Origin of the sequence: Vibrio splendidus 12E03, from assembly GCF_000272105.2 — a bacterium.
GTDB lineage: Bacteria > Pseudomonadota > Gammaproteobacteria > Enterobacterales > Vibrionaceae > Vibrio > Vibrio splendidus_I.
The window spans coordinates 1-25,570 of record NZ_AJZD02000350.1 but is presented as its reverse complement, the minus strand read 5'-3'; the positions used below and the strand labels follow the sequence as shown (position 1 = coordinate 25,570).

The window sequence follows — 25,570 nt, the reverse complement described above, 5'->3', positions numbered from 1 at the left end:
TGAAAATAACAAAGGATTGAACATGGCGACGATATCCAGACAGGCTTATGCCGAAATGTTTGGGCCAACAGTCGGTGACCGAGTGCGTCTTGCTGACACTGATTTATGGCTAGAAGTTGAAAAGGATTACACCGTATACGGCGACGAAGTGAAGTTTGGCGGCGGTAAAGTTATCCGTGATGGACAAGGGCAAAGCCAACGTCCAAGTGCCGAAACGCCAGATTTGGTGATCACCAACGCGATTGTGTTGGACTACTGGGGCATTGTAAAAGCCGATGTCGCCATCAAAGACGGCCGAGTTCAAGCGTTGGGTAAAGCGGGTAACCCAGACGTTCAACCAGGCGTTGATATAGTAATTGGCCCGGGCACGGAAATTTTGGCAGGTGAAGGTTCGATTCTCACCGCTGGTGGCATTGACTCACATATCCACTTTATATGCCCGCAACAGATTGAAGAAGCGTTGGCGTCGGGTGTGACTACCATGATAGGCGGTGGCACTGGGCCAAACACAGGGACTAACGCAACCACGTGTACACCGGGTCCGTGGAACATGCACCGTATGTTGGAATCACTCGATCAATTCCCAATGAACTTTGGTTTGTTAGGTAAGGGCAATGCGAGCCAACCCGAGGCACTGCGTGAGCAAGTGGCAGCCGGCGCTGTGGGTTTGAAGTTGCACGAAGACTGGGGAACCACGCCCGCGTCAATTGATACTTGCTTGAGTGTCGCTGACGAGATGGACGTACAAGTTGCGATTCACACCGATACTCTGAACGAATCGGGTTTTGTTGAATCGACACTTGGCGCAATTGGCGACCGAGTGATTCATACCTACCACACTGAAGGTGCGGGCGGTGGTCATGCTCCCGATATTATCCGAGCGGCAGGCGAACCCAACGTTCTGCCTTCTTCGACTAACCCAACACGACCTTACACTATCAATACGGTCGATGAGCACTTAGACATGTTGATGGTGTGTCATCACCTTTCCCCGTCGATTGCTGAAGATGTCGCGTTCGCTGAATCACGTATTCGCCGTGAAACCATTGCTGCAGAAGACGTTCTTCATGACTTAGGCGCGTTCTCTATGATTGCTTCGGATTCACAGGCGATGGGGCGCGTAGGCGAGGTGGTAACCCGAACTTGGCAAACTGCACACAAGATGAAAGTGCAACGTGGCAGCCTAAAAGAAGATTCTGACTACAGCGATAACTTCCGTCTTCGTCGCTACGTTGCAAAGTACACCATTAATCCAGCCATCACTCACGGTATGGCGCATGAAATCGGTTCGATTGAAGAAGGCAAACTGGCGGATCTTGTTTTATGGAAACCAGCTTTTTTTGGAGTGAAACCAAGTGTGATTTTGAAAGGAGGCATGATCGCGATGGCACCGATGGGCGATCCTAATGCCTCTATCCCAACACCTCAGCCCGTTCACTACCGTTCTATGTTTGGTAGCTATGGCAAGGCGTGTCAGAACACATCGATGCTATTTGTTTCCAAAGAAGCCAAGGCACAGAACATCGATAAGCAGTTGGGACTAAAGAGCCTAATTGGTGTTGTGAGCAACTGCCGAAACATCTGCAAGGCTGACATGAAGCTGAACGACTGGATGCCGAAGATTGAGGTTGATTCTCAGACGTATCAAGTACGCGCTGATGGTGAACTGCTGACGTGTGAGCCGGCTGAAGAACTTCCAATGGCACAGCGGTATTTTCTATTTTAATAGCTCAGCTGAAGGCTTTTGTTTTAACTGCGAGCTGAAGGCTCTTATTTTAAACCTTTAGCTGAAGCCTCTATTTTTGCTCTTGGCTGAGGGCACTTAATTTGAACGTTATAAATCTCACAAGGAGATTGAGGTAATAGCATGATTGAACTTACTCAAATTCAAGCGGAGTTGAACAAGGCTCCAGATGGCTTTTTAAGCCTACCGATCGATAGCCGCATCAAAAGTCGCCTTAAAGTGACATTGGATGATGGCCGTGATGCAGGGTTGTTTCTACCACGCGGTCATATCTTGCGTGGCGGAGAGCAATTAACTAGTGAGTGTGGCTTAACTGTCGAAGTAAAAGCGGCGCCGGAAACCGTGTCGACTGTTTACTGTGAAGACTCACACCTGTTAACTCGTGTTGCTTACCACCTAGGTAACCGACATGTGCCACTACAAGTCGAGGCGGGCTGGGTGCGTTATCAGCATGACCATGTTCTAGATGAAATGGTTGAAGGCTTAGGCGCAACAGTAACGACGGAAAAAAAACCTTTTGAACCAGAAGGTGGCGCATACGGTGGTCGCTCTGGCGGTCACCACCACCATCACTAATCGAGTCATTGATGGCTCACTAAACGATTTATATAACAACGATATTAATAACTATAAACGCAAGGAACTCGCGATGAACTTTAAAACAGCTGCTGGCTTATGTACTTTCACACTGGCTTCTCTAACAACATCAACGATGGCTTTGGCTCACCCTGGACATGGTTCGCATTCGGTTCATGAGTCTCACTCATTTATGTCTGGCTTAACTCACCCTGTGACAGGTATGGATCACCTGATCATGCTGATCGCTTTTGGTCTGTTAATTGGCGCACTGTCGTTTTCAACCAAGATAAAAGCCGCTTTGATTGGCGGTGGATTGGCTTCATTGGTCGTTGGGCTTATCGCAGGCCAAGCCTTAGGTTTTTCTGTGATTGTTGAACCAGCAATCATCGCTTCTCTGTTCGTCGTCAGCCTATGTCTATGGCACGTATTCTCACCATCAACCAAGCGTGTAAACAGTGTATTAGTCGCTTCTATTACGATGTTGTTTTTCCATGGTTACGCACACGGTGTTGAAGCTGCGAGTAACTTAACTCAATTTGCATCAGGAATGAGCATCACTGCTTTGGCATTAATGGTTATCGGCACGTTTGTAGGCCGCGCAGTTTACTCTAAATGGTTGTCAGTAGGCGTGGCTTCAGCGAGCGCAGTATTACTGTTAGGCGCGTAAGCTCTCGAATTTTTCGATTCTAGAAGACAGAGAGCAGAATATGAGCACAACAGGAAATGTCGCGATTTATCGTCTGTTCCAATTGATCAGTCCTTCGTTGCCGATTGGTGGTTTCACTTATTCGCAAGGCTTAGAACTGGCGGTTGAGGCGGGGTGGGTGACCAATCGCGATAGCATGGAGCAGTGGCTAAATACCATCGTTAGCTCAAGTGTCGCGACTTTGGAGTTGCCCATCTTAGAGCGCCTTTATAATGCTCTAGAAAAAGGTGAACTCGATGAGATTGAGCACTGGTGCAACTACTTGTACTCAAGTCGTGAAACCAGTGAATTACGAGCAGAAGAAAAGCAGCGTGGGCATGCATTGAATACCTTGTTGAAGCGCTTAGAGATCGATATTTCGCTGGTGGATTCTGTTGATAGCCACCCAAATCAACTGTTGGGTATGTGTATTGCCGCTCAACATTGGGGCATCGATTTAGAAAGTCTCAAGCAAGGTTACTTATGGAGCTGGCTTGAAAATATCGTTACGGCTGGAGTCAAACTAGTGCCTTTAGGCCAAACCGACGGGCAGTTGGCGCTGATTAATATCACCAACACCTTTCCCGAGGTGATTGAGAAAGCACGCACGATAGAAGATTGGATGATAGGTAGCTTTTCGCCTTCGATGGCATTAGCGAGTTCACTGCACGAAACACAATACACACGACTATTTCGTTCGTAGCGGTCAGCGCTAACGAGGTAGTTCGAAAAGAATATAAGGAAGTAGATTATGGAAAGTTACAAGCAACCCCTTCGAATTGGTATTGGCGGCCCAGTTGGGTCTGGTAAAACTGCACTGTTGGAAGTGCTGTGTAAGGCGATTCGCGACAAGCTAAACATTGCCGTAGTAACCAACGACATCTACACCCAAGAAGACGCAAAGATACTTACACGAGCTGAAGCTCTAGAACCTGACCGTATTATCGGTGTGGAAACAGGCGGTTGTCCGCACACTGCGATCCGTGAAGATGCGTCGATGAACCTCGCGGCAGTCGAAGAGCTGGCTAAGCTACATAAGAACCTTGATGTGGTATTTGTAGAGAGTGGTGGCGACAACCTCAGTGCGACGTTCAGCCCTGAATTAGCCGACCTGACTATCTATGTGATTGATGTAGCGGAAGGGGAGAAGATCCCACGTAAAGGTGGCCCGGGAATAACACGCTCTGATCTGTTGGTTATCAATAAGATCGATTTAGCACCGTATGTTGGCGCGTCACTGGAGGTGATGGAACAAGACACACAACGCATGCGTCCAACCAAGCCATACGTATTCACCAACCTCAAAGAGAGCCAAGGGCTAGACTTCATCATCAACTTTATTGTGACCGAAGGGATGCTCACCATGAAGGAGCCTTCTACTACTGAGTAGGGTTGGAATCAGTTAGTTTTTCAAGCCTTTAGGTACTAAAAAGCCCTGTCGATTATCGATAGGGCTTTCTGGTTTGAAACGTTAGAGTCGAACTTAAAGCTCGCTCTTAGTAACTCTTGTGGTCACTTGCGACTCAATCACACCGTCTTCAACTTGAGTGGTGATCACTTCACCGACTTCGACATCGTTAATTGATGATACAGTCTTGCTCGATGCTGAATGAGTAATGCTATAGCCGCGCTTTAGCGTTGCCAGTGGGCTCACTGTTTCTAACTTCTCTGCAGCCATAGCGAGCTGGTGGCGAGTGGTTAGTAAGGTCTTATCCATCGCATCCAATAGCTTCTGCTCTGAACGTTGCAGATGCAGTTTCTGTTCGCCAAGGCGTTTCACTGGCGAGTTCAATTGAAGCTGGTGCTGTTTACGTTCAACACGCTGTGCATGCTGCTTTAGGTATTGAGTCATACCACGACGCAAACGCATATCTAGGTCATCAAGCTGCTGACTCTGCTTTTGCAGTTGGTAGCTAGGATGTTGCTTCTCTAAGCGGTACTTCAATGTTTGAGTCGATTGCGCTTGTTTGATTAACACATGACGAATCGCACTGACTAAGCGAGCACGTTTAGACGCAAAAGCTTGTTCTTTATGGCTGTTATCACGGCTAACCAATTCAGCGGCTGCTGATGGCGTTGGAGCTCGCATATCTGCGACGAAATCGGCGATAGTGACATCAACTTCGTGGCCAACTGCGCTGATAATCGGGATTTGGCTTGATGCGATTGTGCGAGCTACGATCTCGTTATTGAAGCACCATAGGTCTTCTAAAGAACCGCCGCCACGACCCACAATCAACACATCACACTCATTGCGTTCATTGGCACGTCCAATCGCTTGAGCAATCTGAATAGCTGCCTCTTCGCCTTGAACCATGGTTGGGTAAACCACCACTGGCAATGAAGGATCGCGTCTTTTCAGGACATCAAGAATATCAAACAGCGCTGCACCGGTTTTCGATGTGATAACGCCAACACGTTTAGGGTGTTCAGGAAGAGGTTGTTTACTCGATTGAGCAAATAAGCCTTCCGCCGCCAAGTTCATCTTCAGTTTTTCAAACTCTTGTTGAAGCTTACCGTCACCCTCTGGCTGCATACTTTCGATGATGAGTTGATAGTCACCACGTGGCTCATAAAGAGAAAGACGAGCTTTGACTAGAACTTGATTACCGTTCTGAGGCTTAAAAGTCACACGGCGGTTATTGCCACGAAACATAGCGCACTTAACTTGAGCGCGAGAGTCTTTAAGCGTGAGGTACCAGTGACCAGAGACAGGTGCAGAGAAATTTGAGATTTCACCAACGAGCCAGACTATACCCATTTCGTTTTCTAATAGGAGACGAACCTCTGAGTTGAGGCGAGAAACAGTAAAGATGTTTGGATTAGTCATAGAAGCACTATCTTTCCTTGAAGGAAGGTCTTTCTTGGAATCTCACAGGGCGTGAGTATGGAAGATAGCGGCAATATAATACATAGCAAGGGGGTAAATGCAAATTAAAAATACAAAAATGTGTAGCCAAGCGATTTCGTTGGCCGTATAATCCGTCCGCAATATCTAATCCAAATGCAGTTTGATTTTCCTTAATTGGCTGCCCTCATTAGGCGAAACGATGAGATTGGATTGTTTCTTTTTACTCCTATTATTGTGAGATATTGCAAATGCTAAGAATTGCCAAAGAAGCGCTGACATTCGACGACGTACTGCTAGTGCCAGCACACTCCACCGTTCTCCCTAATACAGCTGATCTTCGCACTCAGCTGACGAAGAATATTTCCCTAAACATCCCAATGATATCTGCATCTATGGATACTGTGACAGAAGCTCGCCTAGCGATTGCACTGGCACAAGAAGGCGGAATAGGCTTCATTCACAAGAACATGTCTATTGAACAGCAAGCTGAAATGGTTCGCCAGGTTAAAATTTACGAAGCAGGTGTGGTTTCTCACCCTGTTACTGTAAGCCCTGACGCGACAATCGCTGATGTTGTAGCTCTTACCCAAAAACACGGCTTTGCCGGTTTCCCTGTTGTTACTGAAACAAACGAACTTGTTGGTATTATTACTGGCCGTGACGTTCGCTTTGTTACTGACCTTTCTAAGAAAGTTGATGTAGTAATGACACCTAAAGCTCGCCTTGCTTCTGTTAAAGAAGGTGCAACTCGTGAAGAAGTTCAAGAGAAAATGCACGAAGCGCGTGTTGAAAAAGTTCTTGTTGTAAATGATGACTTCCAACTTACTGGAATGATCACTGCAAAAGATTTCCACAAAGCAGAACGTAAACCAAACGCTTGTAAAGATGAGCGCGGCAGCCTACGTGTAGGTGCAGCTGTTGGTGCTGGTGCTGGTAACGAAGAGCGTGTTGCTGCTCTAGTTGAAGCTGGCGTAGACGTTCTACTTATCGACTCTTCACACGGTCACTCTGAAGGCGTACTTAACCGTATCCGCGAAACTCGCGCTGCATACCCTGATCTACAAATCATCGGTGGTAACGTAGCAACTGGCGCTGGCGCTCGTGCTCTTATCGAAGCAGGTGTTAGTGCGGTTAAAGTAGGTATCGGCCCGGGTTCAATCTGTACGACTCGTATCGTTACTGGTGTTGGTGTTCCTCAAGTAACAGCAATCGCAGACGCAGCTGAAGTAGCTAACGAATACGGTATTCCAGTAATCGCAGATGGCGGTATCCGCTTCTCTGGCGATATCTGTAAAGCTATCGTTGCTGGCGCATCTTGTGTGATGGTTGGTTCAATGTTCGCTGGTACTGAAGAAGCACCGGGTGAAGTTATTCTTTACAACGGTCGTTCTTACAAGTCTTACCGTGGTATGGGTTCTCTTGGCGCTATGTCTCAAGGTTCTTCTGACCGTTACTTCCAATCTGACAACGCTGCAGACAAGCTTGTTCCAGAAGGTATTGAAGGTCGTATCGCATACAAAGGTCGTCTAAAAGAGATCGTTCACCAACAGATGGGCGGTCTACGCTCAAGCATGGGCCTAACGGGTTCTGCAACTGTTGAAGACATGCGTACTAAAGCTGAGTTTGTTCGTATCTCTGGTGCGGGCATGAAAGAATCTCACGTACACGATGTTCAAATCACGAAAGAAGCACCTAACTACCGTTTAGGTTAATAATACGTCCAAACGTTTGAATAATGTGCTGATTTAGTCGGCACATTATTTTATCTACCGCCTGTTTTGTTTAGAGAGTGATTTTCTCAAAACACGGGGTTAAAGATATCTAACGAAAACGTTTGCTTTATTTCTTGAAGAGTTAATCAGAGGTGAGTAAACTCGCCTCTGTTTTATCACATAGCCAATAAGACTGCTTACAATGACTAAAAATATTCATGACCAACGTATTCTAATTCTGGACTTCGGTTCTCAATACACACAGCTAGTAGCTCGTCGTATTCGTGAGATCGGTGTTTACTGTGAACTTTGGAGCTGGGACGTAGAAGAAGCGGATATTCGTGAATTCAATCCAGACGGTATCATCCTATCTGGTGGCCCTGAAAGTGTAACGGAGGAGAACTCTCCACGTGCACCTCAGTACGTATTTGATTCAGGTGTTCCTGTATTCGGTATCTGCTACGGAATGCAAACTATGGCTGAGCAACTTGGCGGTAAAGTAGCAACGTCTACTGAGCGTGAGTTCGGCTACGCAGCTGTACAAGTGACTGGCGAATCTGCACTTTTCGCAGACCTTGAGTCTACTCAAGATGTTTGGATGAGCCACGGTGACAAAGTGGTTGAGATCCCAGCTGATTTCACAAAGATCGCTGAAACAGACACTTGCCCATACGCTGCTATGGCAAACGAAGAGAAGAAGTACTACGGCGTACAATTCCACCCAGAAGTAACACACACTAAGAACGGCCTAAAAATGCTTGAGAACTTCGTTCTTAACGCATGTGGTTGTGAAGGTCTGTGGACTTCAGCTTCAATCATTGAAGATGCAGTTGCACGTATTAAAGAGCAAGTAGGTGACGACGAAGTTATCCTTGGTCTTTCTGGTGGTGTTGATTCATCTGTAGTTGCGATGCTTGCTCACCGCGCTATCGGCGACAAACTAACATGTGTATTTGTAGATAACGGCCTTCTTCGTTTAAACGAAGCAGAGCAGGTTATGGAGATGTTCGGCAACAAGTTTGGCCTAAACATCATCAAAGTAGATGCTGAGCAACGTTTCCTTGATGCTCTTGAAGGTGAAGCTGAACCAGAAGCTAAGCGTAAGATCATCGGTCACGTATTCGTAGATATCTTCGATGAAGAGTCTAAGAAGCTGAAGAATGCTAAATGGCTTGCTCAGGGTACTATCTACCCAGACGTAATCGAGTCTGCAGCATCTAAGACTGGCAAAGCACACGTAATCAAATCTCACCACAACGTTGGTGGCCTTCCTGATGATATGGAAATGGGCCTTGTTGAGCCTCTACGTGAGCTATTCAAAGATGAAGTACGTAAGATCGGCCTAGAGCTTGGTCTTCCATACAATATGCTTTACCGCCACCCATTCCCGGGTCCAGGTCTAGGTGTTCGTGTACTTGGCGAAGTGAAGAAAGAGTACTGTGATTTACTGCGTCGTGCTGATGCTATCTTCATTGAAGAGCTTCACGCTGCTGACCTTTACCACAAAGTATCTCAAGCATTCACGGTATTCCTACCAGTACGTTCAGTTGGCGTAATGGGCGATGGCCGTAAGTACGATTGGGTTGTATCTCTACGTGCTGTAGAAACTATCGACTTCATGACTGCTCACTGGGCACACCTACCATACGACTTCCTAGGTAAGGTATCTAACCGTATTATCAACGAAGTTAACGGCATTTCACGTGTTGTTTACGATATTTCTGGTAAGCCACCAGCAACTATCGAGTGGGAATAATCTCTTAGAGATTTGACCAGCATTGATTAAGATCTTAAGCCTCGAACTTTGTTCGGGGCTTTTTTCTTTTTATTTATGAGATTAAGGATTTACATCTACAACGAGCAACCAAATTCGTTGGAAGTTAGATATCAGCTCAAGAAACAATGAGACGCTTTGTTGTGTTGAAGGATACATAAAAGTGTCACTCGCACTTTTTATAAATTCACATGGTAACGACTAGCTCATTTCCCATGCGCCGCATACTCTTTGATGGACTTATTAAGGACAGATAAGAGAATCCATCATGTTAAAAATCAAATATTTGGCGACAGTGCTCGGCTGCACATTGGCAGCGCAAAGTCATGCGTCTTTGAACATCCAACCTGATCCGCAAAACCCGAATGGTTACCTTGTTGAAAAGTCGGCCCTACAAGCTGCTGAACAAGCGAAAACATCCGATCCTATGTATGCGATCTGGTCACAAGCATTACAGACTCGTCCCAATAGTATTGTTGAAGCGATAGAACCGGGCTTAGCCTCGAATCCTGAAAACGTGAAACGAGTCGAGCGTGTATTCCCCCAATCTGAATGGGATTTCCTCACTCAGATGGCAGCGCCAGAATATACCTACACTCGCTTCTTACGTGCGATTGGCAAATTCCCAGCCTTCTGTGGAGAGTACACCGATGGCCGTGACTCCGACGCCATTTGTAAAAAGTCCATCATTACGGCCTTTGCTCATTTCTCACAAGAGACGGGCGGTCACATCGCGATAGACAACACCTCTGATAACCCATTAGCTCTAGAAGAGTGGCAGCAAGCGCTGGTGCATGTTCGTGAAATGGGTTGGTCTGAAGGCCAAGAAGGTTATACCACAGGTTGTGGTCAGAACGATTGGCAGAATGCACGTTGGCCATGTGCCGCGGGGCAGGGTTACTTCGGACGTGGTGCTAAACAGCTTTCTTACCATTTTAATTACGGCGCGTTCTCGGAAGTGATGTTCGATGGCGATGCGACGGTGCTTCTCAACAATCCGGGCTTAGTAGCGGACTCTTGGTTGAATTTAGCTTCTGCTATTTGGTTTTTCCTTACCCCTCAAGCACCTAAACCAGCCATGCTGCATGTCATTGACCGTACATGGACTCCCTCTCAACGTGAACTGGATGCGGGTATTGGTTATGGCTTTGGTACCACAATCAATGTGATCAACGGTGGTATTGAGTGTGGTGAACAGAATAAAGACAAGGGCCAACCAGTTAACCGTATTCGTTATTGGGAAGGGTTAGCGGCGCACTACGAAATTCCTGTAGAAGCGGATGAAGCCAATACTTGTTGGCAGCAAACGCCTTACGGAAGTTTGAACCTCAACGGCGCAACCGATGTGTTGTACACCAACTGGGATGGCAATTGGAAATACTACGCAGACCGCCCAGAAGGCTACTCATTTGAGTGTGAGCTTGTTGGTTTCCAAACGGCTTATTCAGCGCTGGTGGCTGGAGATTACGAGAAGTGTGTGACTAACTTTTATGGTTCTCATGCGAGCTGGCCTGAAGTGAAAGTGGTCGATAAGCTTGATCCGGTAGACCCTGGTACTGATCCCGGTGGTAACGGTTGGAGTGCGACCAAGGTTTACAACGCTGGAGACCAAGTTACTCACAATGGTGCAACCTACGAAGCGAAATGGTGGACACAAGGGGATGACCCTGCCAATGGCGGCCCTTGGAAATTGGTTGCTGGAGAGCCAACTCCACCCGTGACAGATCCATCGCCAGTTGACCCTGCACCTGTCGATCCTAATCCGGTAGACCCAACACCAGTGGAACCACCTGTTACCGAGCCGCCTGTCGTCATTGACCCATCGGTGTTTATCACATGGCAAGCGGGCGTTAGCCAAGTGAGTAACGGGGATAAAGTGACGCATAACGGCAAATGTTTCGTGGCTAAAAACGGCCCGGGTGTATGGGAAAGCCCTGTTCAGTCGAATTGGTTCTGGGATGAAATTAGCTGTAATTGATCGTTTGAATACTGAAAAGCGGTCTAACCGACGAGTTCAGTAGTACGACCATAATGATATAAATAATTAAAAGCCGAAAGTTTCTACTTTCGGCTTTTTTTCGTTTAGAACTTGGCTATCTAAGGAGGGCTATTAGTCTATTTGGCTATGTTGAAGCGCATTTAAAGACTAATTATCCAGTTAGAGGATAAAGTTCTGTACAAATGGTGATTGTGAATTTATATTCAAATTTAATTTATATTTATTCCTTTTATTTTAGGGTTAAGGTGTACCTATGGAACAGACAGATATCACGTCACTCATCCCCATTGTGATTACTTTGGTGTTGTCGTTGGCGACAAGGAATGTGGTGATTGGCCTTTTTGCTGGCGTGCTGAGTGGTGTTGCGATGCTGACTGGCATGTTTAGTGAACTTAACCCGCTTGATACGTTTGGTACCATGGTGAAAGGTTACTTAGTCCCTCAACTTACCGACAGCTATAACGCTGGTGTGATCATGCTGTTGGTATTCATTGGTGGCTTTGTCGCATTGATGGAAAAGTCCGGTGGCGGCGTCGCGTTTGCCAAACGAGTGACTCAGTGGGTAAGCAACAAATGCCAAGCTCAATTGTCAGCATGGTTGGGTGGAATCGTTATATTTTTCTCAGACTTAGGTACTCCGTTAATTGTTGGCCCTGTTTTTCGTCCCCTTTTCGATAAACTGAAACTTTCTAGGCAGAAGCTAGCATTCATCATCGACTCAACCTCATCGCCAGTTGCGATCCTGATTCCTTTCATTGGATGGGGCGTTTACATCATGAGCCTGATTCAAAAAGAGTTCACGGCTTTGAATGTCAACATGTCAGATTGGGATGCCTTCATCGGTGCGATTCCTTTCCAGTTCTACGCATTCTTAGCGATTTTCATTGTTCCTTTGGTTTCAGTTAAAGGCTTAGACTTCGGACCAATGGCAAAAGCTGAACGTGATTGCCAAGCAGGAATCAACTCTGGCGTGAATAGCGAATCTCTCAATCCTTTCTCGCATAAAAATGCAAAGGCCTCTTTTGTTTGGGCGCCGTTGTTAGTGATGCTAGTGGTGTTGTGTGCCATGTTGGTTCCACAAGGCTTCCCGTTCCAAAAGGTCGCGGGTTCATCATTTAGAGCGGCATTATCATCGGCTTATTTCTTTGCGGCGATTACCTTAATTTCGTTAATGGCTTACTACGGTGTAAGAAAGTTGTCTGATGGTGTTTCAGTGTATTTAAAAGGCATGGGAAACATGATGCCCGTAGCGATCATCTTAGTATTGGCTTGGGCGTTAAGCACTGTCGGTAAAGAGTTGGGTGCAGCCGCTTATATTGCTGAGCAAGCACAGAGTGGTTTCCCTTATTGGCTAGTGCCTGCGGTCGCGTTTTTGCTGTCTGCCATTATTTCATTCGCAACGGGCTCATCATGGGGAACCTTCGCGATAATGATGCCATTGGTTATTCCAACCGCGATTGCGATTGACGCACCGCTACTTGTCGCAATTGGTGCAGTGCTGTCTGGTGGTTTGTTTGGTGACCATTGCTCACCGATCTCTGAAACAACGATTCTTTCTTCAACAGGGGCTGGGTGTGATCAGTTTGAACACTTTAAGACACAGCTTCCTTATGCATTGATGAACGGCTCTATCGCTTTAGTTAGTTTTGTCGTGGCAGGCTTTACTGGAAGTGCATTGGTTGTGCTGGGCGCTCTTGTTGCTCAGCTTATCCTTGTAACTCTGTTAGCTAAGCGCGATGCGAGTAAAAACGCTTCTTCAGAAGTTCAATCTCAAGTGCCTGAATCGAAACCACAACAAGCGTAATTTAAGATTACAAATGAGAGACTAGATACGGGATGCGAGTAAACGAGTAGCGAAAAGCTCGCTCCCTATCGTTCGTCACTTTATACCTCATATTTCCTTACTCTATCCGTCATTCCCTATAGCGAGGTATGAGCGTATTAGGGAATCTCTCGCGTTTACCGTTGGTGTATATATTGAAAAGCAGATTCCAGATATCTCGTTCCTCGATTCTGGAATGACGATTCAATCAAGACCTGCTCCTCTTATCCCGCTTACTTGAATCTAAAGACTCTTTTCGCATCTCGTATCTCGTTACTCGCATCTTTTTTATAGCGTGATAGGGAACCTGCTTACTTATAGTTCCTGTGAATTAATCTGCACCCTTATGAAACTAATTTTCCATAGGATCATTTCTACAACCTTAGTTTGCGTTAACTTGATTATCCTTTATGGCGGTTTATGGATTAAAATTTTCTTACAAATTTTATCGATTTTTTTTAATCGACCACTTTAATAAGGTAAATTCGCAATGTCGACCAAACTAGCTAACCCAGCGCCACTAGGCTTAATGGGTTTCGGTATGACCACTATTCTTCTTAATATCCACAACGCAGGTTTCTTCCCAATGGATTCAATGATCCTTGCGATGGGTATTTTTTACGGTGGTTTGAGCCAAGTTATCGTGGGCACAATGTGTTTCAAACGTGGTGACACGTTCGGTACAACTGCATTTACTTCTTACGGCCTGTTCTGGTTGTCTTTGGTTGGTTTGATTGTAATGCCTTACATGGGTCTACCAGCAAGCCCTGCAGCATTCATGGGTTGGTACCTACTATTATGGGGCATCTTCACAGGCTTCATGTTCATCGGTTCTCTATGCTACCCAGTAGCGAAGCAGGTAGTATTCGGTTCACTGACTATCTTGTTCTTCCTACTTGCAGCTCGTGATTTCACTGGCAGCGAACTAATCGGCACTATCGCTGGTTTTGAAGGTATCTTCTGTGGTGCTTCAGCTATCTACTTTGCAATGGCACAAGTAATCAACAACGAATACGGCCGCACAGTACTGCCTATCGGTGAGAAGAAAGCACCTCAAATGGCAACACAAGAAATCGCTGCTTAATACTCTAACTCGGGAACAGTTAGTTTGTTATAAGCCGTTTATTTGTTATGAATAAAACAAAAGGGGTTAGCCGAAATGGCTAACCCCTTTTTTATGCGTTATTAATAGCGCGAGTTAAAGCGAGCTATTTGTTAAAGCAATCCATTCGTTAAGGCACAAGCTTAAGCTGAAGGTTGCTCTACAGGTTTAGTGTCTGCAGCTTCTGCTTCTGGAGACTTTCCTGTTTTACGCTTGTACTTCTCTTCCCAGTAAGTCGCACCTTTAATGCCTAGTTTTACAGGGTTGAAAGTGTACTCAGTCACACCTTGTTTCTGCTGTTCTTCGTAGTCAGCTAGAGCTTTAAGCGCAGGCTTAGACATGAAGAAGATAATCAGAATACCAACGATGTTTAACCATGCCATCAAACCAACACCAACATCACCCATTGCCCATGCAAGGTTAGCTGTTTTAACTGTGCCATAGAAAACTGCAGTGATAAGAACAAGCTTAAGTACGAACATCATGCCAGGGATCTTGATGGTACGACGTAGGTAAGCAATATTCGTTTCTGCGATGTAGTAGTAAGCAAGAATCGTTGTAAATGCGAAGAAGAACAGAGCAAATGCGATGAATGGCTTACCAATGCCTGGTAGTGCACTTTCAATAGCAAGCTGTGTAAATACAGGACCATTCGCACCGATGTTTGCTGCTAGGTTCTGAACTAGGAACACGCCTTCAGCGCCGCCGTGAACGTTGTAAGCACCAGTGATGATGATCATGAACGCTGTAGCAGAACATACTAGAAGTGTATCGATGTAGATAGAGAACGCTTGTACCAAACCTTGTTGAGCTGGGTGATCAACACTTGCAGCCGCTGCCGCGTGAGGACCAGTACCTTGACCCGCTTCGTTTGAGTAAACACCACGCTTAACACCCCAACCAATTGCAGCGCCGAAGCCTGCCATAGGTGTGAATGCATCGCCGATGATCATTGCGAAAACAGTTGGCACTTGGCTGATGTTTAGCAGAATGATAACGAACGCGATGATGATGTAAGCCAATGCCATGAAAGGAACAACGATTTGTGTGAAGTTCGCAATACGTTTAACACCACCAAAGATGATGAAAGCAAGGATGATAGCAACAACAGTACCGGTGAAAATTTTAGCGAAACTGAATGTACCGACAGCTGTTTCAATCATGTCACCTGAGCCAAATGCAGCTTCTACAGCATTACCAATACTGTTTGACTGAACACCAGGAAGCAAAATACCACATGCAAAAATAGTCGCGATAGCGAAGATCCATGCGTACCACTTCTGACCCATTGCTTTTTCAATGTAGTAAGCCGGACCACCACGGAACTGGCCTTCGTCTTCTTCTTTGTAGATTTGCGCTAGCGTAGATTCTGCATAAGCAGTCGCGGCGCCAAAGAAGGCTACAACCCACATCCAGAATACTGCACCTGGGCCACCGAAACCGATAGCGGCAGCAACACCAGCAATGTTACCTGTACCTACACGGCCAGATAGCGAAACGGCTAGAGCTTGGAAAGACGAGATGCCTTTTGATGAGCTTTTACCCGAGAGTAGCAAGCGCCACATTTCAAAGAAGTGACGGATTTGAACAAATCGAGTCATGATGGAGTAGAACAAACCGGCACCTAAACATAGGTAGATAAGTACTGGACTCCAGATTATTCCATTCAAAAAATCAACGAATGACTGCATGAGTATTTTCCCTGTTAGTTTTGCTTATGATTGTTTTTCGAACAACACAATACTTCACTTGTAACCCAAGTGTTAAATTATTTAACTGCCCATTAGGATTACTGTGACATAAAGCAAGTTATAGAGGGCGTTTGTTAACGCTTAGTGCTAATTCGATAATCGTACCATTTAACCTCATATGCAACTATGTTGATTTGTTGGCATTTTTCAGAGTGAATAAATATTGCGTAGAGTTAATGGACTGTTTTTACATGGAATTGTTACGGAATATTTCCTAATCCCCGTTCGTGAAATGGGTCGAAATTCGCTTTTACTTGTATTGAGTAAATTCTATTCGCCTTCAGAATGTTAATGTTTTTTATATACTTATGGAGCATTTATGAAGATATTTTATTGTTTAATAATGGGGTGTTTACTGTTAACTGGCTGTGGGGGGGGCAGCGGAGGTGGTAGTGATGGCAGTACGGGTTCTGAAGGGGGAAGTTTTAGTGGACTGCCCGACCCAGGTGGAACATTAAGTGAAGACTATGATGTGAGCCAACTTCGAGCGCAAGCAACGTTTTCTAATAATACTGTTACAGATGCAAGTATTGTTGTGACATTAAGCTATGAGAAGGATGCAACTCGTCTTATGTCTCTTACTGGGCTTGATGAAATCGAAGTTTTGGTCGACGGAACGCTAGTTGCCTTAACCAATATCTACGGCTCGCTATACTCTTACGATATGCCAACTTACGCCGCTACTTATGAAGTTATTTGGAAGCGTGATGGTGAGGTAGTTGCTGCAACTAGTTTTGATGGACAACCCTCTGCAATTCCATTGACTAGTACTTATGATGGCAGTGGTTACCATTACGCTTGGACTGAAGATTCTGAGGTTGTATACCGATTCGTGATCCCCTCGCTTTCTTGTCTTAATTCTGAAGGTGTTTACGAAACTTTCCACCATTGGGAAAATGATGATTTAAGTAAAAATGTAGTAACCGGAGGAGCATATTACGTGCCGCTTAGTTTGTTTAACAATTTTACTGAGGAAGAATTAATACGTAATTACCAGACATGTGATATATCGATTGATATCACTGGTGAGCACAAAGAAATTAATATTAATGACTCCAATAGCTTAATTAAGGGGATTGCTATGGGAGCTGGAGTGTCGTTAGAAACGATATTTTAGCTAGTTTCGTGGCATAAGGAGTAAGCTCACAAATTATTTACTCCTTTTTTACTTAGGGGGAGTGATATCTAATCATCGGTACTATGTATCTTGTGAATCCAACTCTGGTTTTTGCTGCACCTCTAAACGAGCCACTTCGGCATCTAACTGTGCTATTTTCTCTACCATGATTGCGTGACAGCGATTGGCCAGCTCCCTTGCATCACTAAGCTTGTATCCGGATACATCGATAGGTTCCAGCATCTCGGTGATCACAATGCCATTATTGGCACGATTAAAGTCGATCTTATTGTGCGTGGTGCTCGTGCACATCGGGGTGATAGGCACGCCGGCTTCAATCGCCATTCGGAAAGCGCCCGTTTTGAATGGCAGTAGTCCACGCCCTTTACTGCGCGTTCCTTCTGGGTAAACCCAAACAGACAGATCTCGCTGATGAATGGCTTCCGCCACTTGCTTGATGGTATCGCGTGCTTTGGATTTATCTTCGCGGTTAATCATAATGTTACCTGTGATCCAATACAGTAGACCAAAGAAAGGCACATACAACAAATCACGCTTGCCTAAAGAAACGGTACGAGGCCTTAGCATTCCTGGGTCGGTCACAAAGTCCAATATGCTTTGGTGGTTAGATATGTAGACGCTGTTCTCTGGCGTTGGGGCATTGTCTAGGCCGCGCTGTACCAGTTTTACACCGATGATCTTTTGGAGTTGGTTGAACCAACGACAGAAAACGTACACATGCTTGGGGTTCTTGGGGCTAAACAAGCAGTAAACAAAAGCACATAGAGTGGTGAAAATAATAAACACCGTAGCCAAAATAATACGAAGAACAGCAAGCACAATTCACTCCTTACTCACCGCAGGTGGCAGTGATTAAATAGTTTTAGATGCTTGAAGTTTTCACTCTATTTAACCGAATTGCAACAATTAACTGTGATAGGGGGCTATTTTTAGATCTTTATATAAAACAAGGACTAACAATAGGTGTTTGACACTGTTATCGAGCTTACACGTGTTCACCAGTAATGGCTCATGATCACCAAAACTGTTTATTTGGATCCGATTTTTCTACCCATTCAGGATCTTGACGCGATTCCAAGTAGAGTTGTAGGCCGTTATAAGACATGAAAGCTGCAGGGCCGCCGAGGTGCTCGAAATAGTCAAAGTACTCATCTTCGAGAGCACAAAGGTGGGCTAAATCTTTAACCTTGTTAGCCAGCGCCCATTGAATGGCAAATACTGGCGCTATTGAGCCTGAAATATTCACCTCTTCGACGTTTGGGTTAAACATTGAATTAGCTTGCTCAAGCAGTATCTCTTCTTGTTCAGACTCTTGTTGTAGCACCTCTTCGACGATCTCCGAGCGCTTGGTATTGGAGACATTCTTATTCAATTTGGCGATTCGCAGTGCGTAGCTAAATCGGTCTGAGGAAACAATGTCGACAAGTTGCGATAGCAGCACTTTGTCTACGCCTGCAGCCTTAGTGAAATAGTCGATACATGAATTGATTGAGGCATAACGAGTACCGTCAAACTCAAAGCCACTGGTTTCGTCGTATACCTCAAGTGGGATGTCATCAACCGACAAAGGCCAGCCTTTATAATCGACGCGTTGCTTGGCGATTTGATACATCTTCCAAGCGCTGCGTCCAAACCCACCGAGCGTCGAGCCTGAGAAATCAGAATCAATAAGCTCTTGTTCCGTCCAGTTCTCACCGATACCAAGGTGCTTAGCGTACTTGTCTATCAGAGTGTGTTTTATCTGATCGCGCACAGACCAAATTGAGGTCAGATTCTTTGAATAGTTAATTCTCGCACACTCATTACAAGCCGGCAGTGCTATCGGTGAATGGCCAATCTTGGCAACAGCCTGAGCTGTCTTAGGGAATTCAACAAGGTTACTGGAAGGTTCACCACAAAACCAACAGGTGTGGCGCAGGTTGAACGGGGTATCTATGTGTGAGTATGTGTTCATTAGTTTTTATCGGCTAGGTGCTTGAGGTTGGTTAATGATCTTCAAACAATTATCTCTGTTCGCACGTCAGCTTGCACCTTGTTTGTTTTTATTTTGCTGACGAAACTGATTCGTGATGTGACTCGCCTGATGAACTCATTAGGTGGATATTGATATAAAACAGTCACTAACGATAAATACCGCTCGGTGTGGCTGAACTTGCATGAGCTGCTAGCAATCGCCTAAGCTCCCCATTACTATTGAGATAGGCTCCTTACCCTAATAACGCATATGTCCTCATCGATTCCTTTTTACGATAAAAATGCTCACATACTTTGCCAGCAGTACAACTCAGTGACGTTCGAGACGGTGCATAAAAGCTGGCAAGCTTATTGGCCTTTAGTGGGCGATAAAGTACTAGATGTTGGTGCTGGATGCGGTCGTGATGCTCTATGGATGCACAAAGCCGGAGCTGATGTTATTGCGATAGAACCAAGTGCTTCATTAGGCGAACAAGGCTCGAAATATACAGGCCCAAGTGTTACCTGGATTGATGATTCACTGCCTTCGCTTAGCCGCACTGACAACCTCGGAATGCGTTTTGACCTGATATTGGTCAGTGCGGTTTGGATGCACTTAGCCCCGTCTCATCGAGAACGAGCATTTAGAAAGTTGTCTAACTTGCTAGCTCCAAATGGCAAGCTGGTGATCACTCTGCGTCATGGGGAGTTTCAAGACAGTCGACAAGGCTATGAAGTCTCGGTTGAAGAGCTCGAGCGTTTATCAAAAAACAGCGCCTTGTTGGTTCGTCATGTTGATGATAGCCAAGATACATTGAACCGCAGTGAAGTGTGGTGGCAAACCGTGGTGATGACATTGCCAGACGATGGCTCCGGTGATTTGAACAAGGTGCGCCACATTATTGTGAATGACAATAAGTCGGCCACATACAAGTTGGCTTTGTTGAGAACTCTACTGAGAATTGCGGATGCGCATTCAGGCGCTGTGATTGATCGAACTGATGGGAAAATTTCTCTACCAGTGGGCTTGGTTGCTCTGTATTGGGTTAGGCAGTTTAAGCGACTGATTGATATCGACATAGAAGGCGCTGGGATTCAGCAAAATAGCAACACAACGAAGGGACTTGGGTTTGTAAAAGAGGATGGGTGGAATAAACTCAAACACCTAAGTGCTGATGACCTAGCGATTGGCGCTATGTTTCTCGGCGATGAAGCCAAGGCTCTACAAAAGCTATTTTCACAAACGATTAGTACCATTAAATCAGGACCTGTGACTTTTATTTATCAAGGCTCGAAAGACAACCGACTATTCGATATATACCCACCTCAGAAACGACGGAAGAGCCGAGAATCACTGGTCATTGATAGTGAGTTTTTAGAAAGCTTTGGCTATTTCACTCTCGATGAAAGCCTGTGGGAGTGCTTTAGAATCTACCACTCTTGGATTGAACCACTGGTGGTGAATCAATGGGTCATGGAGATGCAGCGTTTCGAGTTGAACCGACAGCGAAGTATCTCGTTGCAGACGTATCACGACTGCTTGGTATGGATCGATCAAAACCATGATACTCGCGATGTGCGTAAACGTGTCGAGCAACTTAGATCTGATCACGCAGACATTGTCAGCGTGTGGAGTGGGAAGTCATTGAAACACGAGTATCACGTTGATCACTGTTTGCCTTTTGCTTACTGGCCGAATAACGATAAGTGGAACCTTTTTCCCACCACAAGCAAAGAGAATCTAAGCAAAAGTGACAAAGTTCCTACGGCTGAAAAACTTCGAGCGTCTAAGTCTCGTATTCTCGAATGGTGGCAATTGGCATGGAGTGACTCGGCTCATTTTGAACAGCAGTTCTTTTCAGAAGCCGCGCTTTCGTTACCTAATATCCCTGCGCAGTGTCGAGACTTCGAAGAGGTGTTTGATGCAATGGGTTTGCAAGTACGTGGAGTAAAAAGTCGACTTCTGATCAGTGAGTGGAACTAATCATCGAGAACATAATGAAATACATCGGAATTGATGGCTGTAAAGCGGGATGGATTGCTTGGATTGTCTCTGGCAATGAGATACCTACGTTTAAGGTGGTAAATACGCTCGATGAGTTGGTTGGTGATCTTACGGGATCAACAACGTTAATCGATATGCCTATTGGTTTTAGTGATTCACTGACACCAGATCGCTTGTGCGATAAAGCAGCAAGACGTTTTCTAACTAGCAAGCGTGGTTCTTCAGTGTTTCCTGTTCCGTGCCGAGAGGCGGTTTACCAAACCGATTACATTGAAGCGTGCAGTGCCAATGTTGAGCAGCTTGGTAAGAAATTCTCTAAGCAAACTTGGGGAATTGTGCCCAAGATCCGTGAGCTTGATGAATTCATTGAATCTCATCCCAATCTTTCCATCAGGGAATCACATCCTGAGGTTGTGTTTGCAGCTTTGAAAGGCGAACCGCTGACGTTTTCCAAACGAACACAAGAAGGCAAAGAGGAACGGCTTTCTATTATTCAGCACCTTGCCCCTCAATGGTGTGACGGCTTGTCGTTGGCCATTTCAACCACCAAGCGTAAAGACGTCGCGATAGACGATATTTACGATGCGTTCGTACTTATGCTGATTGCCTATTACGCTCCGCAATTATCGACCTTACCTGAACTTTCTTCTGTTGGTGGAGAAGCCGACAGGGACCAGAACGGACGAGTTCGAGAGATTGTCTATTGGAACAAAACGTGCGCTCAACTTGGCTTAATATGCTATTTTCCAACTCTGCTACTTTTCACTCTTACTATTTTTTGAGTCTTTAATATGAAACGTTTTTTTGTCGTCTGGCTGGCCATTGTACTCAGTGCCGTGAGTTATGCCCAAGTTGCCCCTATATCTCAATGGCAATGCGACATGATGAAAAAGAACAATGTCTTGAGTAGTGGTGCGCCTGTTGGTTGTGAGCGACTATCTAAAGTGGATTTCGATTTCATTAATTTCAAAGGGGAAACGCAACAGGGCAATATGATCGTGTTTGATGTGGTTGCACCTGCTGTTGAACAAATCTTTTCAGAACTCAAACAGCGCAATTTTCCTCTTCACTCCGCTCGTCTAATGCGTGAATTCAGAGGTGACGATAACGCCTCAATGGATGCGAACAACAGCAGTGCGTTTAACGCTCGTCCTATTACAGGCGGAGGTGGTTGGTCGAAACATGCGTATGGTGTGGCAATAGACATCAACCCAGTTCAAAACCCTTTCTTAGAGTTCGATAGCAACGGAAAAATCACGGTCAAGCCTTCACAATCTGCGACAAGTTATGTGAACCGTACTCGTTTTCGCGCGCGTGATGAAATTGAACGTAGTGGCATGGCAGAAGATGTGGTTGAGCTTTTCGCCCATCACGGATTCATGATCTGGGGAGGGGATTGGAATAGCCCAATCGATACTCAGCATTTTGAGGTCGGCTCAAGAAAGTTCGTTAATCAACTGCTTTCTAAATCACAACCGGAAGCGAAAGTGTTATTTGAGCGTTATGTCCAATCTTATCGACAGTGTTATCTCAAAAATAAAGGTGAGGGCGCAGAAAAAGCTCGTGCTATCTGTGCAAAGAAAACAGTTGGGACTTTTTAGTGCTATGTTTATCTAGAACCGTTTGTATTTTAGAAAGTTAAACTCGCTTCAGGTGTGTTTTGAATAGCTAAGGTCAGCGCTTGTCGTTGACCTTTTTTGTATTCATTTCTCCAATAGAACACCGAGCATTGAAAAGACTATTGGGTATCTGTTATTCAATAATCGATAAGCGAATACAACGTAAAGTCATCGGTTTGTCATTGAAAAACTCATAGCGTTAACGTTATGTGAGAACCATTGCTGGTGGGGGAACTCTTCGCTGAAACACCAGTATTATTAGTGCACTGATCACAACGGACCAACTAATGAAAAAGATACCTTTGGCTCTAACTCTTTTAAGCACTTTGCTTTTTTCACAATATACTTTGGCTACTGATACTTCCCACACCACACAAAACCCTACTTACGAACTCGATGGTAAGGCGGTATTAGGCCGCACTGAGAATGTGTACCTATCTAGCGTTCAAGGGCTAAAAGACGTTCCTTTCATTGGTAAGATTGATACCGGTGCAGAAACTACCTCTATGCATGCTGAAGACATTCATGTGAAGAGCTCTAATGCTGACTACAAAAACCTCAAAGACAGAGAGTTGATGGCGGCGTTAACCGAAGACCTGTTGAATAATTCCGATGTTGATTACGATGATTGGGATGGCAGTACCTTTGCAAAATATGAAGCGGTGGTCTCTTTCAAGGTTCAAAACCCACGTACGGGTGACATGGTCTTAATTAAAGCGCCTTTAGAGCGTGTCAGCATGATACGCAGTCGCACCAGCAGCACGCCTTTGCTTCGTCCTACCGTAAAAATGTCGCTGACCATTGCGGATCAAGAATTAAAAACAGACGTTAACCTGACGGACAGAAGTCACTTCTCTGCGCCAGTGCTGATAGGCAAAACCTTTCTTGCTGACAACGCTTTAGTATTTGCGGGCTATGACTACTTGCAAGAGCAGGAAAACGCGACAGTTGTTGGCCGCAAAGAGGTGGTGTCTATCTCCGGAATGGCGATGAACGCGACCTTCTCATTAAAGAATCGATACAGCATTCTTCATGCAAAAGACATCGATGTAGATAAGAAGAACAGTGAAGTGACGTTTGATATGTTCGACAACGATGGCAAACAGAAAGAGATGACACTGCCATTGGTTCGTATGTTAAGCGTGAGTGGTAAGAAAAGACCTTTGGTATATGTACCAGTCCAACTCGATGAAAACACAACCAAAGATGTTCTGGTGTACCTACGAGACCGCTCGAGTAGCGAGTCGCAGTTGAGGTTTGGTACAAGCACCGCTAGCGAACTTTTCATGATCGATACCAACGCTGAGAATATTCTTTCTGAAGGCTCTGAGAACTTCAGCGAGGTCGCGAAAAAGACTGAGCCATTAATTATCTCACCGGAAGAAGATATCACATTAGATGGTTTCCCTATGAAGGCTGTTGCTTCATTTACTGTCAACACGCCTTTGCTGAAGGTCGATAGTTTTGAAATGACAGGTAAAGGCAAAGAGGCTTCTGTTGAATTTTATCTTACAGATGTAAACGGTGAGAAGCAGAAGATAACAAAGCCAATTATTAAGAAGCTTAAGGTCGGTGATGATACTCGTCCGGTTGTAAGTGGTGAGTTTTTGGGAGCTGGTAAAGTTCGCCAACAAGAGTTTGCTATCGACGTGCTTACCAGCAATGAAAAAGAAGCGTACTTCATTCTAGGTAAGAAGATGGCGAAAGATGGAGTATATGTGAATACTCGATCTGATTATCTTTTGAAATCGGAGCCTTTGTTTAAAGTAGGGCACATTGAAGTTGTTGAAGTCAACGGCATGAAGTTCCCGGCCAAGTTGGATACTGGCGCAGATGTAAGCTCAATGAACGCAGTCAACATCAAACGATTTAAGAAAGACGGCCAAGACATGGTGAGCTTTACCTATCAAAACAACCAAGGCGATAAGCAAGACTTCACTAAGCCAGTGATTGATGTCATGCGCATCAAAGCCAAGAAAGGCGAGAAGGTGAACATTCGTCCTGTCGTCGAAATGAAGGTGAAGTTAGGTGACTTAGAGAAAGAGGTGAGGGTAAACCTTCAAGATCGCTCTCGCTTTGAATACAGCATGATCCTAGGTAAGAACTTCCTGAAACACGGCGCAGTAGTGAGCAGTGATGAAGATTACTTGCTGGGCGATATGGAGTAACACCTAAACTTATTTAAGTTCGTTCTAGAACAGTTTTAGACAGCCACACATTTCAGTATTGGGATGTGTGGTTTTTTATTGAGTGTCTGTTTTTGGACGTTGATGGCAAGGGGGGTAAGTGTTTGTTATTTATGTGTTTATCTGCTAATGGGTGACATTTAGACAAACAAAAAGGGCCAACCCTTTCGAGTTGGCCCTTTCCAAACGTTTGGTGGGCTGGCGGGAGTTGGGCATATGTCTCATCCCATACCAGCAAAGCTCTTGGAGTATTAACTCTAATTTTATGTTAATTAGCATGTTACATAAAAATCCTGCTTAAAAAGGAACTGAACAGCCGTCCTTTATGTATTCTGGTTCGATTTTAAAGGCTTTATATTTCAAAATATTCTAAGTGATTCATGTCAGAGGAGCTTTTAGACGTGATTGATAAAAGCAGCACATGGCATTATCAAAAACTAATCTAATGTAACCAAAACTACTCACATTATCTATTTCTAGTTGTTAATGTAACAGAAGTTACTCATAACTTTCTTTCTTGAATAGTGATATCAAAACGTTGAGTTTTACTTCTACTTTAACGCTTACTCGTCATGACAGTTAAGTGCGGAATTTAGTAGGTTAGTCGATATTGGTACTAGCTGCATATTTCGGAGAATTCCGATCAGTCA

General features: G+C 45.0%; 19 protein-coding genes. 15 read left to right on the top strand and 4 right to left on the bottom strand.

What is annotated here, in order from left to right; all coding sequences use genetic code 11:
- Positions 1-22: 22 nt before the first annotated feature.
- The 5 genes from ureC to ureG all read left to right on the top strand — a co-directional run bounded on the left by ureC (position 23) and on the right by ureG (position 4,398).
- On the top strand, positions 23-1,726 hold the full coding sequence (gene ureC, locus A142_RS22950; protein WP_019820327.1) for an urease subunit alpha: 1,704 nt from the start codon (positions 23-25) through the stop codon (positions 1,724-1,726).
- 141 nt (positions 1,727-1,867) lie between these two features.
- On the top strand, positions 1,868-2,320 hold the full coding sequence (ureE, locus tag A142_RS22945) for an urease accessory protein UreE (protein WP_019820326.1): 453 nt from the start codon (positions 1,868-1,870) through the stop codon (positions 2,318-2,320).
- A gap of 73 nt (positions 2,321-2,393) precedes the next feature.
- Entirely contained in the window at positions 2,394-2,990 is a 597-nt protein-coding gene (locus A142_RS22940; protein ID WP_019820325.1) for a HupE/UreJ family protein, read from the top strand.
- Between the two features lie 40 nt (positions 2,991-3,030).
- Positions 3,031-3,711 (top strand): urease accessory protein UreF, encoded by a 681-nt coding sequence (locus tag A142_RS22935; protein WP_019820324.1) that lies wholly within the window; start codon positions 3,031-3,033, stop codon positions 3,709-3,711.
- Between the two features lie 48 nt (positions 3,712-3,759).
- Entirely contained in the window at positions 3,760-4,398 is a 639-nt protein-coding gene (gene ureG, locus A142_RS22930) for an urease accessory protein UreG (protein ID WP_017062498.1), read from the top strand.
- Between the two features lie 93 nt (positions 4,399-4,491).
- Here ureG and xseA read toward each other — a convergent pair whose 3' ends face one another.
- The gene (xseA, locus tag A142_RS22925; RefSeq protein WP_029405286.1) at positions 4,492-5,838 is read right to left on the bottom strand and encodes an exodeoxyribonuclease VII large subunit; all 1,347 of its coding nucleotides are present in this window, start codon (positions 5,836-5,838) and stop codon (positions 4,492-4,494) included.
- A 269-nt stretch (positions 5,839-6,107) separates the two neighbouring features.
- Here xseA and guaB point away from each other — a divergent pair, with 269 nt between their 5' ends.
- From guaB to A142_RS22900, 5 genes are all read left to right on the top strand, one after another.
- Positions 6,108-7,571 carry an IMP dehydrogenase gene (guaB, locus tag A142_RS22920; protein WP_017062496.1) on the top strand — a complete coding sequence of 488 codons (1,464 nt, stop codon included), beginning with the start codon at positions 6,108-6,110 and terminating at the stop codon, positions 7,569-7,571.
- Positions 7,572-7,773: 202 nt separating this feature from the next.
- A complete protein-coding gene (gene guaA, locus A142_RS22915) occupies positions 7,774-9,327 on the top strand; it encodes a glutamine-hydrolyzing GMP synthase (protein ID WP_019820323.1) in 1,554 nt (517 codons plus the stop codon).
- A 286-nt stretch (positions 9,328-9,613) separates the two neighbouring features.
- Entirely contained in the window at positions 9,614-11,323 is a 1,710-nt protein-coding gene (locus A142_RS22910; RefSeq protein ID WP_019820322.1) for a chitinase, read from the top strand.
- Between the two features lie 274 nt (positions 11,324-11,597).
- Complete coding sequence (locus A142_RS22905) at positions 11,598-13,148, top strand: Na+/H+ antiporter NhaC family protein (protein WP_019820321.1); 1,551 nt, start codon at positions 11,598-11,600, stop codon at positions 13,146-13,148.
- A gap of 508 nt (positions 13,149-13,656) precedes the next feature.
- Positions 13,657-14,250: an acetate uptake transporter gene (locus tag A142_RS22900; protein ID WP_019820320.1), complete on the top strand. Its 594-nt coding sequence runs from the start codon at positions 13,657-13,659 to the stop codon at positions 14,248-14,250.
- Between the two features lie 161 nt (positions 14,251-14,411).
- Here A142_RS22900 and A142_RS22895 read toward each other — a convergent pair whose 3' ends face one another.
- The gene (locus tag A142_RS22895) at positions 14,412-15,959 is read right to left on the bottom strand and encodes an alanine/glycine:cation symporter family protein (RefSeq protein WP_017059732.1); all 1,548 of its coding nucleotides are present in this window, start codon (positions 15,957-15,959) and stop codon (positions 14,412-14,414) included.
- A gap of 379 nt (positions 15,960-16,338) precedes the next feature.
- Between A142_RS22895 and A142_RS22890 the strand changes: the two genes are divergently transcribed.
- On the top strand, positions 16,339-17,136 hold the full coding sequence (locus A142_RS22890) for a hypothetical protein (RefSeq protein WP_019820318.1): 798 nt from the start codon (positions 16,339-16,341) through the stop codon (positions 17,134-17,136).
- Between the two features lie 81 nt (positions 17,137-17,217).
- Here A142_RS22890 and A142_RS22885 read toward each other — a convergent pair whose 3' ends face one another.
- Together A142_RS22885 and A142_RS22880 are read right to left on the bottom strand one after the other, a co-directional pair.
- Positions 17,218-17,976: a 1-acylglycerol-3-phosphate O-acyltransferase gene (locus A142_RS22885; RefSeq protein WP_019820316.1), complete on the bottom strand. Its 759-nt coding sequence runs from the start codon at positions 17,974-17,976 to the stop codon at positions 17,218-17,220.
- 196 nt (positions 17,977-18,172) lie between these two features.
- On the bottom strand, positions 18,173-19,111 hold the full coding sequence (locus A142_RS22880; RefSeq protein ID WP_019820315.1) for a hypothetical protein: 939 nt from the start codon (positions 19,109-19,111) through the stop codon (positions 18,173-18,175).
- 270 nt (positions 19,112-19,381) lie between these two features.
- Here A142_RS22880 and A142_RS22875 point away from each other — a divergent pair, with 270 nt between their 5' ends.
- The 4 genes from A142_RS22875 to A142_RS22860 all read left to right on the top strand — a co-directional run bounded on the left by A142_RS22875 (position 19,382) and on the right by A142_RS22860 (position 24,902).
- Positions 19,382-21,094 (top strand): class I SAM-dependent methyltransferase, encoded by a 1,713-nt coding sequence (locus tag A142_RS22875; protein ID WP_019820313.1) that lies wholly within the window; start codon positions 19,382-19,384, stop codon positions 21,092-21,094.
- Between the two features lie 14 nt (positions 21,095-21,108).
- On the top strand, positions 21,109-21,897 hold the full coding sequence (locus A142_RS22870; RefSeq protein ID WP_019820311.1) for a DUF429 domain-containing protein: 789 nt from the start codon (positions 21,109-21,111) through the stop codon (positions 21,895-21,897).
- A 9-nt stretch (positions 21,898-21,906) separates the two neighbouring features.
- Positions 21,907-22,716, top strand: a complete 810-nt coding sequence (locus tag A142_RS22865; RefSeq protein ID WP_019820309.1) for a M15 family metallopeptidase — start codon at positions 21,907-21,909, stop codon at positions 22,714-22,716.
- Positions 22,717-23,021: 305 nt separating this feature from the next.
- Complete coding sequence (locus tag A142_RS22860) at positions 23,022-24,902, top strand: ATP-dependent zinc protease family protein (RefSeq protein WP_019820308.1); 1,881 nt, start codon at positions 23,022-23,024, stop codon at positions 24,900-24,902.
- Positions 24,903-25,570 lie beyond the last annotated feature (668 nt).

Coding starts and splice junctions, on each gene's coding strand:
- A142_RS22935 (WP_019820324.1), top strand. CDS start 3,031: ATGAGCACAACAGGAAATGTCGCGATTTATCGTCTGTTCCAATTGATC.
- A142_RS22940 (WP_019820325.1), top strand. CDS start 2,394: ATGAACTTTAAAACAGCTGCTGGCTTATGTACTTTCACACTGGCTTCT.
- A142_RS22865 (WP_019820309.1), top strand. CDS start 21,907: ATGAAACGTTTTTTTGTCGTCTGGCTGGCCATTGTACTCAGTGCCGTG.
- guaB (WP_017062496.1), top strand. CDS start 6,108: ATGCTAAGAATTGCCAAAGAAGCGCTGACATTCGACGACGTACTGCTA.
- A142_RS22880 (WP_019820315.1), bottom strand. CDS start 19,111: ATGAACACATACTCACACATAGATACCCCGTTCAACCTGCGCCACACC.
- A142_RS22900 (WP_019820320.1), top strand. CDS start 13,657: ATGTCGACCAAACTAGCTAACCCAGCGCCACTAGGCTTAATGGGTTTC.
- A142_RS22895 (WP_017059732.1), bottom strand. CDS start 15,959: ATGCAGTCATTCGTTGATTTTTTGAATGGAATAATCTGGAGTCCAGTA.
- A142_RS22890 (WP_019820318.1), top strand. CDS start 16,339: ATGAAGATATTTTATTGTTTAATAATGGGGTGTTTACTGTTAACTGGC.
- A142_RS22905 (WP_019820321.1), top strand. CDS start 11,598: ATGGAACAGACAGATATCACGTCACTCATCCCCATTGTGATTACTTTG.
- A142_RS22875 (WP_019820313.1), top strand. CDS start 19,382: ATGTCCTCATCGATTCCTTTTTACGATAAAAATGCTCACATACTTTGC.
- ureG (WP_017062498.1), top strand. CDS start 3,760: ATGGAAAGTTACAAGCAACCCCTTCGAATTGGTATTGGCGGCCCAGTT.
- A142_RS22910 (WP_019820322.1), top strand. CDS start 9,614: ATGTTAAAAATCAAATATTTGGCGACAGTGCTCGGCTGCACATTGGCA.
- xseA (WP_029405286.1), bottom strand. CDS start 5,838: ATGACTAATCCAAACATCTTTACTGTTTCTCGCCTCAACTCAGAGGTT.
- ureC (WP_019820327.1), top strand. CDS start 23: ATGGCGACGATATCCAGACAGGCTTATGCCGAAATGTTTGGGCCAACA.
- A142_RS22860 (WP_019820308.1), top strand. CDS start 23,022: ATGAAAAAGATACCTTTGGCTCTAACTCTTTTAAGCACTTTGCTTTTT.
- A142_RS22870 (WP_019820311.1), top strand. CDS start 21,109: ATGAAATACATCGGAATTGATGGCTGTAAAGCGGGATGGATTGCTTGG.
- ureE (WP_019820326.1), top strand. CDS start 1,868: ATGATTGAACTTACTCAAATTCAAGCGGAGTTGAACAAGGCTCCAGAT.
- guaA (WP_019820323.1), top strand. CDS start 7,774: ATGACTAAAAATATTCATGACCAACGTATTCTAATTCTGGACTTCGGT.